Below are 16353 nucleotides of genomic sequence, written 5' to 3' on the forward strand. Positions count from 1 at the left end.
CTCCCTGACGGGGCCGTGTCGGCCCATGCAGGTCAGGCTGGATCAGGGCAGGTGGCGGGGGCGAGCGGGGGCGCACGGATGTCGCGCTCGTCTTCACCAAATGCGACGATGGCGCACGAACGGCGTATGCACCCGCAGAAAATCGCAATCTGCCCCGCTCAGACCCCGAACATCGCACGCACCGCCGACAGGCGCGAGCGGCTGACAGGTGCCTTGGCGATGGCCCCGCCGCCCTCGAAGAACACCACGCCGGTGTCCTTCTTGCGCTCGAAACCCGAGACGTGGAGCGGGTTGACGATATAGCTGCGATGGGTGCGGATCATGCCCGTGCCCGGCAACCGCCGCTCGATCTCGGACATCGACCACGGCGAAAGGGCACGCTGTGCGCCGAAATAGATCACGGTGTAATGGCCCTCCGCCCGGATCGCCGCCACCATCCGCGCCTCGACGAAATGGATGCGCCCGTCCTTCTCGTAGGGGATGCGGGCGTCGCCAGAGGCAGGCGCGGGCGCGCTCTCCAGTGCCTCCGGCCCGGCGGCGGCGGGGACGGGTATGTCGGCACCCGTCTGCCCGTCCTTGAGCGCGGCGACGGTCGCCCCGGTCATGAGAAACGCGCCCGAGATCAGGAACACCGCCAGCGTAACCCCGAAGGCGAGCGTGTCGTTGCTGATGCGCGGCCCGTCCGCACCCGCCTGCTCGACGATGGTGAACTGCGTGCCCGCCATCGCCGTAAAATGCACGGCGAATACCGCCACGCCGAAACCCAGCGTGCCGAACACGATGCTGCGGGTGTCGCGTCTGACATAGGCCATCCAGAACGCGGCCACCGCCAGTGCCACCGACAACCCCACCGCCGCGGCGATGCCGCCCACCGAATAGACCGGGCGGCACAGCTCCATCCCCGACATGCCGGTGTAGTGCATCGCCGGAATGCCCAGCCCCACCAGAACGCCCGCCATGACGATGCGCGGGCGCGTACGCCGCCCGAAATGCATTAGCAGCAACGCCAGCCCCACGATCAGGATCGCGATCAGCGCCGAGATCATGGTGGTCAGCGCGTCGTAATAGAACAGGATCGGCAGCTCGAGCCCGAGCATTGCCACGAAATGCATAGACCAGATGCCGCCGCCAAGCGCAAAGGCCGACATTGCGACGACCAACTGCCGCCGCCCTGCGGGCAGGGCCGAGGCCCCGCGCGTCAGCGTCAGCCCGGTGAACCCCGCCATCAGCGCGACGGCGAGCGAGGTGATGACCAGCAGCGGATCGTGTGAATAGGCGACGATGTCTCGGGCCCTCCCTCCCAAGAAAGCTCCGCGAACAATAGAATACCACCGCGGGCCGAATTTCCAGTCGACATTTTTGTGATCCGTCCCTTCCATTGTGAACGGCGCGGCTTCGGCACGGTCGTTGACGCTGGCTCGAAAGCCCCGGAGAAGGCCATGAAGCCGCTCGCAAGTTAGCGCCTAATGTGGCAGTATTCGACTGCGCACGCGCCGTCGCTCAGTGCGTGTTGGTCGAGAATGCGCTCGAGACCGCAGGTCGCGGGTGAGCTACTCGCCATCCCTTGGACAGGATCTGGCGTAAATTAAGCTACTCTTTGCACCTGCTGATCGGGTTTGGTTTCGTTTTCCCAGCCAATGGACCATGGCTGGCGGTCTGACGCCAAGGGCTGAGTGCGGGCGTTGGTGATTGTAGAAGGTCATCCCTCTCCGGATTCCGGCCTTGGCTTCTGATCCGGTCTCTTAGGCATGCAGGTAGACGCATTCGTATTTCAGCGTCCGCCATAGCCGCTCGATGAAGATGTTGTCGAGGAACCGGCCTTTCCCATCCATCGAGATGGAGGTGTCAGAGGAAACCGGCTTGAGCGGGGCAGGGCGCGCGTAGTCTGCGGCGATGACCCAGAAGCGCAGCCCGTTCCGATATTTCAAGACGTCACCCGAGATCATCCGCCTCACGGTGATGATGTATATTCGCTTCCCTCTGTCGCCTCGGAACGTGGAGGACCTGTTGCACGAGCGGGGTGTAGAGGTGAGCCACGAGACGGTGCGGTACTGGTGGAACAGGTTCGGACCGATGTTCGCGGCCGAGATCCGGAAGTGCCGGGTGCAGGGCATGCGGTCGAGCCGGTCGCGCTGGCATCTGGACGAGATATTCGTGAAATCTACGGCAAGCAGCACTACCTGTGGCGGGCCGTCGACCATGAGGGGGAGGTACTGGAGAGCTTTGTCACGGTCACACGGGACAAGGCTGCGGCGTTGAAATTACTCACGAAATCGATGAAGCGGCACGGTCGACCCGTGGACGTGGTGACGGATCGTCTCCGCAGCTACGGTGCCGTCCTGAAGGAGATGGGGCGGGGCGACGATCGCGAGATGGGGCGGTGGACGAACAACCGTGCCGAGAATTCACACTTGCCATTCCGAAGACGGGAGCGGGCGATGCAGCGCTTCCGGCAAATGCGATGTCTGCAGAAATTCGCCTCCGTTCATGCCACGGTTCACAACCACTTCAACCAGGAACGCAGCCTCTCCTTCCGCTCGATCTTCAAGCAGAACCGTGCCGCCGCCCTCGCCGAGCGGCGCGGCCTTTTCGCGGCCTGAAGGGTCAGCCTGCCTGCCCTTGCGGAGACCGCGTCGCATTAGTCTGACAGCACCTTGGCATCGCCTACAGGCAACCTGACGGACGCCTCGAACCCCGAGGACGTGCCGGGACGCGGTGATCTGAGGACAAGAGGGCTTTCGATGCGATCGGCTATGGCGGCGACGATCGCGAGGCCCAGCCCGCTGCCATCTGCACTTGCGCCCGCGCGCTCGAAGCGGGCTGTGAGCCGATCCAGAGTTTCAGGTGGCAGGACGGGCCCGTCGTTTGCGACGATCAACCGGCCATCCGGCGTCAAGGTCACGTCGACCGGGGCGGCGTCCGAGCCATGACGCAGAGCGTTCTCAACGAGGTTTCGACACAGAATGCCGAAGACGTCGGGATCTAGGTCCGACATGACCGGCGTCTCCGGCAGTTTCAACGCGATGCGGCCAGGCGCTCCCGTTTGGGCAACATCCTCGACCACCAGCTGCGCGACGATCCTGAGATCCGAGCACAGGTCAAGGCGAAGCTGTCCGCCTTCGGCGCGTGTGAGCTGCATGAGATGTTCGGACAGCCGGGTCAGTCGCTTGAGAGTGCCTTCGATGTCGGCCGCCCGCGCCCGGGCGGCATGGTCGCGCGTTTCCGACTGCAGGCGCTGGGCCTGCGCGATGGCGCCGGCCAAAGGCGTGCGAAGTTCATGCGCGGCGTTCGCAGCAAAGCTCCGTTCGGCATCAAAGGCGGCCCTCAGCCGGTCGAGCAGCCTGTTCAGGGTGGCAGCCACAGGAGTGATCTCGGACGGGATGTCATCGTCTGGAACCGGTGACAGGTCCCGGGCATTGCGCGCATCCAGTCGTTCGCCGAAGCGCCGCAGGGGTGCGAGGCTCGCCTTTACGGCGAAAACTATGGACAGCAGCGCCAGGGGCACCACGATCAGCAGGGGCAGCCCCAGACCCATCTGTATCTCGCGCGCGACGGACGCGCGGTGCTCAAGCGGCTCGGCCACCGTGATCCTGACGGTCCCTTGCAGCGCGTCTTCGTTGTAAAGCCGATGGGTCGCGGTCTGGCGGAAGCCCGGGCCGTCATAGTCCGGAAAAATCGCCACGTCCGTAGCGTGCGACCGAAGCAGGATGCGACCATCGGCGTCCCGCACGATGTAGCTGAAGAGCTCGTCATGCTCGCGGATCGTGCCAAGCCGCTGCGTGATGCCATCCTCTTCGCGCCCGACGATATCCACGACAGCCAGCGGCAACAGGCGCTGCGCGGTTTCCTGCAGCGCGGAGTCGAAGACCTCGTCCATCTCGCCGCGCAGGATCAAAGCCGTCACGGAGGCGGCAGCGATCCACAGCACGGTCAACAGAATGCCGAGCAACAGTCCGAGCCGGGCCTGAAGGCTGCGCGGCAGCCTCATGGCTTGCCCAAGCGGTAGCCCATGCCGCGCTCGGTCTCGATGATCTGGGGCCCCAGCTTCTTGCGCAGGCGGCTGACATGGACCTCGATGGTGTTGCTCTCCACCTCGGTGTCGAAGGCGTAGAGCTTCTCTTCCAGCTGCGTCTTTGACAAAAGCTGCCCGGGGCGGGTCAGGAACGCCTCGAACAGCGCCCATTCGCGTGCGGTCAGCGCGACCGGCTTGCCCTCGCGGTGGATGCTGCGGGCTGCAAGGTCGATGTTCAGTGCGCCATGGCTGACGATCGGGTTCGGATTGCCAGTGTAGCGCCTGGCGACCGAGCCGATGCGCGCCGACAATTCCGACAGGTCGAACGGCTTCACGAGGTAGTCGTCGGCCCCGGCATTCAAGCCTTCGATCCGGCCCGACACCTGGTCGAGCGCGGTCAGGATGATCACGGGCGTCACGTCGCCGCGCGCGCGCAGGGCCTTGAGGAAGCCGATGCCGCGACCATCGGGCAGCATCAGGTCGAGCAACACGAGATCGTAGGTGGCGCCGGCCATGGCATCTCCTGCCGCATCCAGCCGCGTGACCCAATCGACCGACTGCCCGTCGCCTGCGATCTGGTCGCGTATGGCGGCGCCCAGAACCGTGTCGTCCTCGATCAGCAGGATACGCATGTTGGTCCCGTTCCTTTTCCGATGACCCTGTCATGATCTGTCAGGCTGACGCAAAGCTGACACCGCCGGGCCCCGAGCTTCAGGCTCCCGTCAGCTTCGCCGCGCATGTGTTGCATCAAGAGGCGTGCCAACAGGAGTTTGCCCCATGAAGAAGACATTGACAATTCTCGGCTTCCTCGCGGTCTTTCCGGCTGGAGTGGCGCTTGCGGATGACGACTGCTTCGTGCCGATGGCGGACTGGCAACCGAGGGACGCCGTTCAGCGCCTCGCCGAAGACAACGGCTGGACGGTGCGCCGCATCAAGATCGACGACGGCTGTTACGAGATCGACGGTCGCGATGCCGAGGGGCGCCTGATCGAGGTGACGGTTCATCCCGCCACGCTGGACGTTATCGAGTTCGAATACGAGGATGACGAGGACAAGGACGATCGCCCCCGCCGGGACCGGCAGGAACGAAACGATGACTGATCTGGCGCAGCCCGCAAGGAATGGCGGCCTGGGGCCAGTCCGGTCGGGCGTTCCCTGGACCACAGCACTTGGCAACCTCCTCAATCTGTCTGGCCCCTTGCTGGTCGCCCCGCTCTGCGTTCTGGCGGGGCTACTCGGCTTTACCACGTATGCGTCCTATGGTTCGGATGCAGCCCTCGGGATTGCCGTCGGGGCCGCGGCGGTTGTCGCGATGGCGCAGACCCTGATCCTCGCCGCACGCCCGCGTCTGCTGGAGCCGTTGTTCGGCGGGCTTGACCGCATGTACCGGGTCCACATGTGGCTGGGAATCTCCGCGATGGTCCTGATGATCCTGCACCAACAGATCGAGCCCGATTTCGAGCGGACGGTGCGCGAGACCGGGCTGGGGGAGCTGGCCGAGGAGGCAGGCGAGGTCGCCTTCAACGCGTTGCTCGTGCTGATCGCGATCAGCTGGTTCCGACGACTGCCATTCATGCCACTGGAGATTCCCTATCAGTTATGGCGGTTCAGCCATCGGTTCATGGGCGTCCTGTTCGCAATCATCGTGTTTCACCAGTTCTTCGTCGATATGCCTACCGGGGTTGATCCGTCGCTGTCTGTGATGCTGAACACCTTCGGTCTCGCTGGGGTGAGCGCTTGGGTCTACACCGAATTTGTCGCACCGCGCCTGCGGCGCAGGGAGTTCACGGTCAGCGATATCAGCCGACACGATGACACCACGGCGGTGATGCTCAGCCCCAAGGGGCGGACCATGCGCTGGCGACCGGGGCAGTTCGTCTTCTTCCGCGCGCCGGATGCGGGTTTTTCCGAACCGCACCCGTTCACGATCGCCAGCGCCCCACGCCCGGATGGTGCGCTGACCCTGTCGATCAAGGGGCTCGGTGGCTGGACCCGGCGCCTGCCTGACGCCCTTCGGACCGGGATGCGCGTGCAGGTCGAGGGCCCCTACGGCCGGTTCGACTTCCGCAAGGGTGGCGCGCGCCAGATCTGGCTAGCGGGCGGCATCGGCATCACGCCGTTCCTGGCGTGGGCGGAAAGCCTGACCGAGACAGAGCGGCGAACCATTCACCTTGTTCATTGTGTTGGAACACCCGAAGAGGCGATCGGGGTGGAAACCTTGCAAGCGGCAGCGGCGCGCAACCCGAGGTTCAGCTATCAGCTGGTCGCAACCGCGCGCGATGGGCGCCTGACGGCCGAGCGTCTGACCGAGATGGCACCGTTCGCGATCCGCGATGCCGATCTGTGGTTCTGTGGCCCGAAGGGACTGAAAGACGCGATCTTGAAGGGGCTGAAGGCACGGGGCCAGACACCGCGACGTGTCCGCTTCGAGCATTTCGAGTTCGCCTGACGCGCAGCGCACCGGTTCGGCACGCGCGTCATGCGGCCCGCGTGCCCATCTTTCCGCCCCGCCAGATCGGCGGGGCGTTTTTCTTCCTGACGGCAAGCTGAAGCGGGAATCGCCACACCGTCAGGAAGGCCTCAGGTCGGGTCTGCACATCGGTTTCATCAAACGAAAAGGAGACCCTCCCATGCGAAAGACCCTCACCCTTCTTGTCACCTCCACCGCGCTGACCGCCGTGATCGGCACGACCACCTGGAGTGCGATGAACGCCGTCGCCGATGAAAGCCCTCGGCCCTTCGCGGCGCTCTATCAGGACGCGGCACAGTCGTTGCCCCTCATCCTCGCCAGTGGTGACGATGACGATGATGACGATGATGATGAATACCGCGGCTCGCGGCGTGATCACGACGACGACGACGATGATGATGACGACGATGACTGCGACGACGATGACGACGACGACTGCCGCGGCAGCGCCCGCAATCCCGCGCCCGCCGGCACCGTTGCCCCACCGCAGAACGGGCTGTTCGGAAACGGCGCCCCACCGCAGGTCAAAGTGAACTGAGCCTCTTCCACGCATCTCGCACACAAGGACCAAACCGATGAAATCGCTTCTTGCGACACTTGCGCTGACCACGGCGCTGACACTTCCCGGCCTCGCCATGGCGCGCCCGGTGACGTTGACCACCACTCTCAACTCATACGGTGGCGATGGCGCCTATCTCGCGCTCTACGTCACCGACGCCTCGGGTGCCTACATAGGCAGCCTCTGGATGGCCGGGGCCAAGTCGAAATACTACGAGCACCTGACCGACTGGTACCGCGCAACCGGCGGCGACACCGCACAGGTCAACGGCATCACGGGCGCAAGCGTGGGCGCGGGTCGCAGCCTCGAGATCACGCTCGACCTTGCCGATGCGCTGTTCGACGCGGGCTATACCCTGCACATCGACGCCGCCGTCGAGGACATGCGCGACAGCCCGAACGAAATCGCGGTGCCGCTGACGACGACCGGCGCGGGCATGGCCACCACCGGGCGTCGCTATGTCGCCAGCTTTGCCTACGACATGTGAGGTGACTTGCCATGATCCGTGCTCTTCATCGCTGGCCGGGTCTTCTGGCCCTGGCTCTCATCACGGTGCTGACGCTCAGCGGCGCGGCCCTGTCGGTCTTCCCGGCGGCCGAGCGTCTGACGGCGCCGCAAGCAGCGACGGGCCTGACTGTCGCTGCGCTGGCGACGCGCATTCAGGCCGTCTATCCGGGCGTCGAGCAGATCCGCCGCGCACCCTCGGGACGGATCACCGCCTACTGGTTCGATCAGGGTGCACCGGGTGCCGCCGTGATCGACCCTGCCACTGGCCAGGGCGTGGCCTCCGCCGACCCGAACCAGACGCAACGCTGGCTGACCAACCTGCACCGGTCGCTGTTCCTCGGCGACGGGGGCCGCATCGCCATGGCCGTGGGCGCTGTGGCGATGCTGGTCCTTTCGTTCAGCGGCGCGATGCTGGTTGCGCGGCGCGCGGGCGGTTGGCGCCACTGGTTCACAGCACTTCGCGGGCCGCTTGCCGGGCGGTTGCACGTTGAAATCGCGCGGGTCGCGGTCGTTGGCCTTGTCCTGTCTTCCACCACTGCATTGTGGATGACGGCCTCGACCTTCGATCTGCTCCCCAGTGGCGGCACCGCACCGGCCCTTGCTGTCGAGGTCAGCGGCGAGACGGGCGTGGCGCTCATGATGATGCCAACGCTCGGCGACACACCCGTCGCGGACCTGCGCGAACTCAGCTTTCCCTATCCCGGTGACGCGACCGACGTCTTCACGCTGAAGACGGATCGGGGCTCCGGCTATCTTGATCAGGGCACCGGGGCTCTTCTGGGCTGGTCTGACCTGACAGGGTGGGAGCACGTTTTTGAGACCATCTATATGCTGCATACGGGTCAAGGCGCCGCGACTCTCGGGCTGGTTCTGGGGATCATGGCGCTCGGCGTGCCCGTGATGGGCGGAACGGGCGTGCTCATATGGCTCGCCGGGCGGCGCGGCCGTCCGCGCATTCGGGGTAACCAGGCCGCCGGCCGGGCCGAAACGATCCTGCTCGTCGGCAGCGAGGGTGGCAGCACCTGGGGCTTCGCCGCGGCACTTCGCGCCGCGCTGAGCCGCGCCGGGCAGAGCGTGCACGCAGCCCCGATGTCGACCTTCACGCCGGACCGCTACGCCCGCGCCGAACGGATCATTGTGCTGGCCGCGACCTATGGCAACGGCGATGCACCGGCTTCGGCCAAGGGTTTCCTGGACCGCCTTGCGAACCTCGACCGCGCCCCCGAGGCCGCCCTTGCCGTTCTCGGCTTCGGTGATCGCAGCTTTCCGGCCTATTGCGCCTTCGCCAAGGCCGTGTCCGAGGCTGCCCGTGCAAAGGGCTGGTCCGAGCTTCTGCCGCTGGACACCATCGACCGCCAGTCACCGCAGGACTTCGCGCGCTGGGGCCGCACCCTCGGACAGGCGCTGGGCATCGACCTCGAGCTGGCCCATCAGCCGGGTCTGCCCACGACCGAGACGCTCACGTTGATCTCGCGTCGCGACTACGGCGCCGAAGTGCAGGCCCCGACCGCAATCCTGCGCTTTGCCCTCCCGAACGCCACCCTCTGGCAGCGGCTGCGAGGGGCGGGCTTCGCGCGCTTCACCGCGGGCGACCTGATCGGCATTCTGCCCGAGGGATCGCCCGTGCCGCGCCTCTACTCACTCGCCTCCGCGCGCCGCGACGGCTTCGTAGAGATCGTGGTGAAGAAACAGCCAGGCGGACTGTGTTCCGGCCAACTGACCGCGCTGGAACCCGGGCAGACCGTCACCGCCTTCCTGCGTCGCAATCCGGGCTTCCAGCCGGGAAAAGGCCGTGCGCCACTGATCCTGATCGGCGCTGGAACCGGGATCGGTCCCCTGGCCGGGTTCTTGCGCGGCAACACCCGGCACCGGCCCATCCACCTCTTTTTCGGAATGCGTCACCCGGACAGCGACTTCCTCTACGGTGAAGAGATGCCCATCTGGCAAGACGACGGTCGTCTGGCCCGGCTTGTCACCGCCGTCTCGCGCGGGGCGCGCCCGCACTACGTTCAGGACGCGCTGCGCGGCGAGGCTGTCGAAGTGGCCCGGCTGATCAGGGATGGCGCGCGGGTGATGGTCTGCGGCGGGCGCGACATGGTTGCGGGCGTCGCCGAAGCGCTGGCTGAAATCCTTGCTCCCACCGGGCTCTCGCCCGCAGTGCTGAAAGCCGAGGGACGCTATGTCGAAGATGTCTACTGAACCGATGCGCCACGCCCTGAACGGCCCGACCATGGGCACGCGCTGGTCTGCGCTTTTCTTCGCGCAAGCGGGTTTCGATCAGGAGCCGGTTCGCGCAGCGCTACAGGTCGCCGTCGATGAGGTGGACGCGCAGATGTCCACCTGGAAGCCCGACAGCGACCTCATGCGGCTGAACGCGGCGCCGGTGGGCGCATGGGTGGCAGTGCCGGATCGGCTCGGGCAGGTTCTGCGGCTCGGCCTCGAGATCGGGTGTGCCTCTGGAGGAGCCTTCGATATCGGCATGGGCGACGCGGTGACGGCCTGGGGTTTTGGGCCGCTTGCGGCGACCCCCGACCATATCCGCGCCGCGATGAGGACCGATCGGGTGCCCACGCATGACGCGCTGGAGATCGACGCGGGCAACGGTCTTGTCCGAAAGACGTCACCGGTTGCACTGGACGTGAACGGCATCGCGAAAGGGTATGGCGTCGACCGAATGGCCGAGACGCTCGCAGCGCATGGCATCGACGACGCACTCGTCGGCATCGACGGCGAAATGCGCGCGCTCGGGCTTCGGCCAGACGGCGAGGCCTGGACCATCGCGGTCGAGGCCCCGGACGAGGGTCGCCGCGCGCCCCATTCCATCCTGGCACTTCAGGACGCCTCCGTGGCGACCTCGGGAGACTATCGCCACTGGATCGAGGTTCAGGGCCGCCGCCTGTCACACACCATGGACCCGAACCGCGGCGCGCCCGTGCTCGTGTCGCCCGCCTCGGTCACGGTGGTGGCAAAGACATGTGCCGAGGCGGACGCCTGGGCGACGGCGTTCATGGTGAAAGGAAGCTTGGAGGGCGGGCAATTGGCGCGTAGAAGTAATTTGAGTGCCCTCTTCATTGAGCGTGAGGGCACTCTGCTTCGCGAAACTCGAGCGGGACGGCTGTTCGAGACCCGTCCAGACCCCGGGCGCGAGGCTGACGCCGGGAATTGCACCAGATGACATCCTCGCTTCATGACCGCCTGAACGTCGCCCTGTTGGGCTTGGCCTTGCTCGGTCTGGTGTCCGGTCTTGCATTTTGGCTGGTGGCGCAGCCGGATTTTGCCATGATCGCGTGGACGGCAGGTGTCGTCCCAGTCCTTGCGGCCCTCAGCGTCGAGATCGTGCGCAGCCTCTCGAAGGGCGAGGTCGGGCTCGACATCGTGGCGGCGCTGTCGATGTCGGCAGCACTTCTATTCAGCGAGACGCTTGCGGCCGCGGTGATCGCGTTGATGTACTCGGGCGGTACCTTCCTGGAAAGCTTCGCGCAGGGTCGCGCCCGGCGCGAGATGAGCGATCTCTTGTCCCGTGTGCCCCGCACCGCCACCCGCCACCGGAACGGCGCGCTGGATGAAGTGCCACTGGATGACATCGCGCCGGGCGACCTGCTCTTGGTCCGGCACGGCGACGTCGCGCCCGTGGACGGAACGGTCGAGAGCCCGCGCGCGATGCTGGACCAGTCCGCGCTGACGGGCGAGTCGATGCCCGTCCGGCTGGAGCACGGGCAGGACGTGATGAGCGGCTCTACCAATGCGGGCGAGGCTTTCGATCTTCGCGTCACCCTGCGGGCCAACGACAGTACCTATGCCGGGATCGTCAGGCTGGTCGAGGCGGCGCAGAAGTCCAAGGCGCCGATGGCACGGCTGGCCGATCGCTGGTCGCTGCTGTTCCTGGCCGTCACGCTCGCGCTGGCGACAGCGGCCTGGTGGTTCACCGGAGATCCGATCCGCGCAGTTGCGGTTCTCGTGGTCGCGACACCCTGTCCGCTGATCCTCGCCGTGCCGGTAGCGCTGGTGGCCGGGCTGTCGCGGGCGGCGCATTTCGGGGTGCTGATCAAGGGGGCGAAGCCGCTCGAGGCGCTGGCCCGGATCAAGACGCTGATCCTGGACAAGACCGGCACGCTGACGGGCGGGCGACCACAGATCGTGTCGATCAACCGGTATGGCGACATGTCCGACGACGAGATGCTGTATTTCGCGGCAGCTCTCGACCAGGCGTCGAAACATCCGATCGCCCAGGCCATCGTCGCGGCGGCGCAAGCGCGCGGCACCGCGTTGCCGGTTCCCCGGAACGTCGTCGAGGCGCCCGGCGAAGGCGTCGCGGGAACCGTCGATGGACGGAGCGTTGTCGTGGGGGGCGCTGGCTTCGTTGCTGCGCAGGCCGGTGTTGCCGACCCTGAAGGCGCGGTCATCGAGGCGGGATCGGTGGTCGTGTCACTTGCCGTGGACGGCAAGCTGATGGGTAATCTCGTCATGGCCGATGCGCTGCGCGCTGGCACGGCAGACCTGCTTGCAGGACTGCGCAAGCTGGGGATCGCTCGCATCCTGCTGGCGACCGGCGACCGCCGCGCCGTCGCCGAGGCCGTGACGGAGGGTCTGGCGCTCGACGCCGTGCGGGCCGATCTGACGCCCGATCAGAAAGTGCTTCTGGTTCTCACGGAGCACAAGAACGGCCCGGTGATGATGGTTGGCGATGGCGTCAACGATGCGCCCGCGCTGGCCGCCGCTGACATCGGCGTCGCCATGGGCGCGCGCGGAGCGGCGGCTTCGGCGGAGGCGGCAGATGTCGTGCTGCTGGTGGATCACCTTGATCGCCTGTTGACGGGGATCGAGGTCGCTCAGCGTTCGAGACGCATCGCGCTAGAGAGCGTCGCGGCCGGGATCGGTCTCTCGGTCCTTGGCATGATCGCCGCCGCCTTCGGATATCTGACGCCCGTGCAGGGCGCGCTCTTGCAGGAGGTGATCGACGTTGCCGTCATCCTGAACGCACTGCGGGCGCTCAGGATCGTGCCGGGACAGACAAGTCAGGCCGCGGGCAGCCCGGCCGATGCAACAGTGAGCCGCCTGCCGCGGCCCAAATCTACCGCCGCATAGTTCAAAAGGCTCCTTCAGATGAGCAGGCTCTCCCATTCTGAAGTTCACATGGTGCAACGCATCGGCTGGTTGCGCGCTGCCGTTCTCGGTGCGAATGACGGCCTCGTTTCAACTGCGAGCTTGGTTGGGCCGGAATTCACCTAATGGAATGGGGATGTCATTCGGGCCGCGTTCCTGATCGATGCCCATGACCGCGAGATCATCGCGTGGCGCGCTGTCGCCAATGCCGGGATCAGCGGATCAGACGTGCGCGACATGCAGTTGGAGACCGTCGAGAAGCGCTTTGACATCTACCGCGCGCCATAGGTCATCGAGGTCTTGTCGTACCATGGCAGCGCCTACACCGCGACGCAAACCCGCATCTTTCCCCGCCGGCTCGGCCTCGAACCGCACTTAACGCCAGTGGCCAGCCCGCAATCCAACGGCCTGCTCGGACGAACCCGGTGCGGTTCCTTCCGTTACCGAACTTCCGACCCTGATGACCTTGCCGCGTGCCGCTGGCCGTGAAAACCGGCGAACAGGCAAAGGTTGTTCAAGAAGATGTTAAGAAACTCGGTGATAACACGCCAGCTCCCGAAAGAGTTTGACCATTCGGTGAATGCTGACCATCCTGCACGAAAACGATCCATCCATCAGAGAGGAAGACCATGAACAAGACATTGCTCACGACAACCTGCCTGGCCGTTCTGGGCCTGACGCAGGCGGCCTCGGCAGATACGCTTCGACTCCTGACCTGGGGCGGCTACGCACCCGACGAAGTCGTTGAGATGTTTGAAGAACAGACTGGCCACACAGTCGAGGTGACCAAGTCCAACAACGAAGAGATGATTGCCAAGCTGCGCGCGACCGGCGGTGGCGGCTTTGACCTGGCTCAGCCCTCGCAGGACCGTGTCATGGGGCCACAGATGGAATTCGGTATCTACAAGCCCATCGACATGTCGAAGATTGACGAGTCGCTTTTCATTCCCTCGATGCTGAAAGCCACGATGGCGAACACCACGGTGAACGGCGATGTTTACGGCGTGCCGCATGTCTGGGGCACCTCCGGTCTGGTGATCAACACGGCCGAGGCGGGTGGCGTGGTCAAGGACTACACCGATCTGTGCGATCCGGCACTGGCGGGCAAGGTCTCCTACCGGCTGAAGCGTCCGACGCTGATCGGCTTTGCATTCGCGATGGGCGAAGATCCCTTTGCCGCGTATGGAGACGAGGCCAGGTACAAGGAGATCATGGAAAAGGTCGAAGCCAAGCTGACCGAGTGCAAGTCCAACGTGAAGACCTACTGGAGTGGTGGCGACGAACTCATGAACCTCGTGCGTTCCGGCGAAGTCACGGCGTCGATGGCGTGGGACACGGGCGGCTGGAAGCTGAACGAGGACAACGCCGACATCACCTTCGTTGCACCGGCCTCGGGGGCGCTGGGCTGGATCGACACCTTCGTTCTGCCGTCCAAGGGCCAGTCCGACGAGGCGGCCTATGCGTGGATCAACTTCGTGATGCAGCCGGAAATCGCGGCGAAAATCACTTCTGTGGCGGGCAACTTCACCGCATCCGCAGGGGCCGATGAATTCGCCGAGGATGCGCTGAAGGCCAAGTACCAGGCCAGCTTCCCACCGGAAGCGGTCGATAACATCAAATGGTATCCGCCGGTTCCGGCCGGACTGGAAGCCATCGAAGGTGGAGTTCTGGACCGCGTTCAGGCCGCGAACTGATCGCCCATCAAAACGCGGCACCCTGTTACAGGGTGCCGCCATATCTACGGGCCCCTGCATGACCCCCGATCTTGAATGCGTCGACCTGGTGAGACGCTTTGGCGAGACGACCGCCGTCGACAACGTATCCTTTTCGGTGCCACCGGGCAGTTTCTTCTCGATTCTCGGACCATCCGGCTGTGGCAAGACGACGATCATGCGAATGATCGCGGGGTTTCTCGATCCCACCTCGGGTGACATCCGTATCAAGGGCGAGACGGTTCTGGACACGCCGCCGAACAAGCGGCCGGTGAACATGGTGTTCCAGCACCTCGCACTCTTTCCCATGATGACCATCGCGGAAAATATCGGATACGGGCTGCGGCGACAGGGGATGGCCAGGGACCGGATCGCCCGCAAGGTTGACGAAGCACTGGACCGCATCGGCCTGCCGGGCATCGGCGCGCGCAAGGTGGACGAACTGTCCGGCGGGCAAAAACAGCGTGTCGCCATCGCCCGCTGCATGGTGCTGGAACCTGATGTGCTGCTGCTTGACGAACCTTTGGGCGCACTGGACCTGAAACTGCGCGAACATATGAAGATCGAATTGAAGGCGCTTCAGGCTGCCTTCGACACAACCTTCGTTTACATCACACACGACCAGTCCGAAGCGCTGGTGATGTCCGACCAGATTGCCGTGATGAATGCCGGACGGTTTGAGCAGGTCGGCACGGGCCAGGATCTCTATTACCGTCCCGACACGCCTTTCGTCGCCGGCTTCATCGGAGAAGCGAACCGCTGGAAGGGTCGCATAGATCGGGTCGACGGTGCGGTGCTGGAGATACGAACCGATACCGGCCTTGCAGTGCGCGCGACCGGGTCGGGGACCCTGTCCAGGGGCGACACCGCGGAAATCTTTGTCCGGCCGGAGGCGATCCACCTGGCGGCCAGCGCCGAGGCCTTGTCCCATTTCGACAACCGCATGAAGGGCACCGTGACAAGCACCCTATTCAATGGCGCGGCGTCCCGCGTTCTGGTCGACAATGACGTCGGCGAAACGCTCGAGGTCACGCTGCCCCAGACCGGCGAATTCGCCAATCTGGAACGCGGCGACACGGTGCATGTCGGATGGGGCGCGGCACAGGCGACGTGCTTTGCCGGGGCGGTCTGATGCGCTCTCACGCCCGGATCGGATTCGTCCTGTTGCTGACGCCGCTTGTCCTGTGGCTCGGGCTTTTGATCGTCATTCCACATATCGACATGCTGCTGATTTCGCTGCGCGAACGCATCAGCTTCGGCGTCTACGAAACCAGCCTGACGCAATATGACAAGGCACTGACGGAGCCACTCTACCTGAGAACCTTCTGGCGGACGGCGGTGATGTCTGTCCTTGCCACGGCCATTACACTGCTGATCGCCTTTCCGGTGGCCTATTACATCGCCAAGATGGCCCGGGGCCGGTTGCAGCAGGTGCTGTTCATGCTGTGCCTGATTCCCTTCTACGTCTCGGAACTGGTGCGCACCTTCGGGTGGATGATCCTTCTGCGGGAAACCGGCCTGATCTCCAGCCTGCTGCAATGGGTCGGTCTGGCCGATCAACCGGTAGAGATGTTGTATAACGATGCGGCCATGATGGTGGGCCTCGTCTATACGTCCATGCTGTTCATGGTGGTGCCGCTGGTCACGACGCTCGAGAGCCTCGACGACAGCGTGGTCGAGGCAGGCTACGATCTCGGAGGCAACGGGTTGTCGGTCCTGCGCGAGATCATCATTCCCCATGCCATGCCGGGGATCGTCTCTGGCTGCATCGTCGTATTCATGCTGTCACTGGGAAATTACCTTACGCCGACCATGCTGGGCGGCAAGGACAGCCTCTGGTTCACCGAGATGATCTACAACCAATTCATCGTCCGCTCGAACTGGGAGCTTGGCGCGGCCTTCGGCTTCATGCTGCTGGTGCTGTCTTCGGTAATTGTCTGGGGCGTGTTGCGCCTGACTGGTCGCACCCTGCAAGAAACGATGGGATAAC

13 protein-coding genes and 4 pseudogenes are annotated in these 16353 nt (G+C 64.8%); 13 read left to right on the plus strand and 4 right to left on the minus strand.

The window, feature by feature from the left end:
• Nucleotides 1-158 precede the first annotated feature (158 nt).
• Together C6W92_RS04565 and C6W92_RS17925 are read right to left on the minus strand one after the other, a co-directional pair.
• The gene (locus C6W92_RS04565) at nucleotides 159-1304 is read right to left on the minus strand and encodes an MHYT domain-containing protein (RefSeq protein WP_241691072.1); all 1146 of its coding nucleotides are present in this window, start codon (nucleotides 1302-1304) and stop codon (nucleotides 159-161) included.
• A gap of 246 nt (nucleotides 1305-1550) precedes the next feature.
• Nucleotides 1551-1838 (minus strand): annotated as a pseudogene (locus C6W92_RS17925) (integrase core domain-containing protein); the annotation flags it as partial.
• A gap of 55 nt (nucleotides 1839-1893) precedes the next feature.
• On the opposite strand from C6W92_RS17925, the pseudogene C6W92_RS04575 reads away from it, so the two are divergent.
• Nucleotides 1894-2600: pseudogene (locus tag C6W92_RS04575) on the plus strand (IS6 family transposase).
• A 38-nt stretch (nucleotides 2601-2638) separates the two neighbouring features.
• Here the strand turns inward: C6W92_RS04575 and C6W92_RS04580 are convergent.
• Nucleotides 2639-3988: an ATP-binding protein gene (locus tag C6W92_RS04580; RefSeq protein ID WP_129431859.1), complete on the minus strand. Its 1350-nt coding sequence runs from the start codon at nucleotides 3986-3988 to the stop codon at nucleotides 2639-2641.
• A complete protein-coding gene (locus C6W92_RS04585; protein ID WP_129431860.1) occupies nucleotides 3985-4644 on the minus strand; it encodes a response regulator transcription factor in 660 nt (219 codons plus the stop codon). The genes C6W92_RS04580 and C6W92_RS04585 overlap by 4 nt, the downstream gene beginning before the upstream one ends.
• 145 nt (nucleotides 4645-4789) lie before the next feature.
• Between C6W92_RS04585 and C6W92_RS04590 the strand changes: the two genes are divergently transcribed.
• The 12 genes and pseudogenes from C6W92_RS04590 to C6W92_RS04645 all read left to right on the plus strand — a co-directional run bounded on the left by C6W92_RS04590 (nucleotide 4790) and on the right by C6W92_RS04645 (nucleotide 16352).
• A complete protein-coding gene (locus C6W92_RS04590; protein ID WP_104018944.1) occupies nucleotides 4790-5113 on the plus strand; it encodes a PepSY domain-containing protein in 324 nt (107 codons plus the stop codon).
• Nucleotides 5106-6461: a ferric reductase-like transmembrane domain-containing protein gene (locus tag C6W92_RS04595; protein ID WP_241691073.1), complete on the plus strand. Its 1356-nt coding sequence runs from the start codon at nucleotides 5106-5108 to the stop codon at nucleotides 6459-6461. The genes C6W92_RS04590 and C6W92_RS04595 overlap by 8 nt, the downstream gene beginning before the upstream one ends.
• A 181-nt stretch (nucleotides 6462-6642) precedes the next feature.
• Nucleotides 6643-7020, plus strand: a complete 378-nt coding sequence (locus C6W92_RS04600) for a hypothetical protein (protein ID WP_104018946.1) — start codon at nucleotides 6643-6645, stop codon at nucleotides 7018-7020.
• 37 nt (nucleotides 7021-7057) lie between these two features.
• On the plus strand, nucleotides 7058-7528 hold the full coding sequence (locus C6W92_RS04605; RefSeq protein WP_129431862.1) for a DUF2271 domain-containing protein: 471 nt from the start codon (nucleotides 7058-7060) through the stop codon (nucleotides 7526-7528).
• 11 nt (nucleotides 7529-7539) lie between these two features.
• Complete coding sequence (locus C6W92_RS04610) at nucleotides 7540-9747, plus strand: PepSY domain-containing protein (RefSeq protein ID WP_129431863.1); 2208 nt, start codon at nucleotides 7540-7542, stop codon at nucleotides 9745-9747.
• Nucleotides 9728-10723, plus strand: a complete 996-nt coding sequence (locus tag C6W92_RS04615) for an FAD:protein FMN transferase (protein WP_129431864.1) — start codon at nucleotides 9728-9730, stop codon at nucleotides 10721-10723. Before C6W92_RS04610 ends, C6W92_RS04615 begins: the two co-directional genes overlap by 20 nt.
• Nucleotides 10720-12633, plus strand: a complete 1914-nt coding sequence (locus tag C6W92_RS04620) for a heavy metal translocating P-type ATPase (protein ID WP_129431865.1) — start codon at nucleotides 10720-10722, stop codon at nucleotides 12631-12633. Before C6W92_RS04615 ends, C6W92_RS04620 begins: the two co-directional genes overlap by 4 nt.
• Nucleotides 12634-12651: 18 nt before the next feature.
• Nucleotides 12652-12756: pseudogene (locus C6W92_RS17930) on the plus strand (VIT family protein); the annotation flags it as partial.
• Between the two features lie 9 nt (nucleotides 12757-12765).
• Nucleotides 12766-13062: pseudogene (locus C6W92_RS04630) on the plus strand (IS3 family transposase); the annotation flags it as partial.
• A 218-nt stretch (nucleotides 13063-13280) separates the two neighbouring features.
• The gene (locus tag C6W92_RS04635; RefSeq protein ID WP_129431866.1) at nucleotides 13281-14345 is read left to right on the plus strand and encodes an extracellular solute-binding protein; all 1065 of its coding nucleotides are present in this window, start codon (nucleotides 13281-13283) and stop codon (nucleotides 14343-14345) included.
• Nucleotides 14346-14403: 58 nt separating this feature from the next.
• Entirely contained in the window at nucleotides 14404-15495 is a 1092-nt protein-coding gene (locus C6W92_RS04640) for an ABC transporter ATP-binding protein (RefSeq protein WP_129431867.1), read from the plus strand.
• Entirely contained in the window at nucleotides 15495-16352 is an 858-nt protein-coding gene (locus tag C6W92_RS04645; protein ID WP_104018953.1) for an ABC transporter permease, read from the plus strand. The genes C6W92_RS04640 and C6W92_RS04645 overlap by 1 nt, the downstream gene beginning before the upstream one ends.
• The last annotated feature ends 1 nt before the right edge of the window (nucleotide 16353 follow it).

This window comes from Roseovarius sp. A46, from assembly GCF_004126395.1.
In the GTDB taxonomy this organism is placed as follows: domain Bacteria; phylum Pseudomonadota; class Alphaproteobacteria; order Rhodobacterales; family Rhodobacteraceae; genus Roseovarius; species Roseovarius nitratireducens.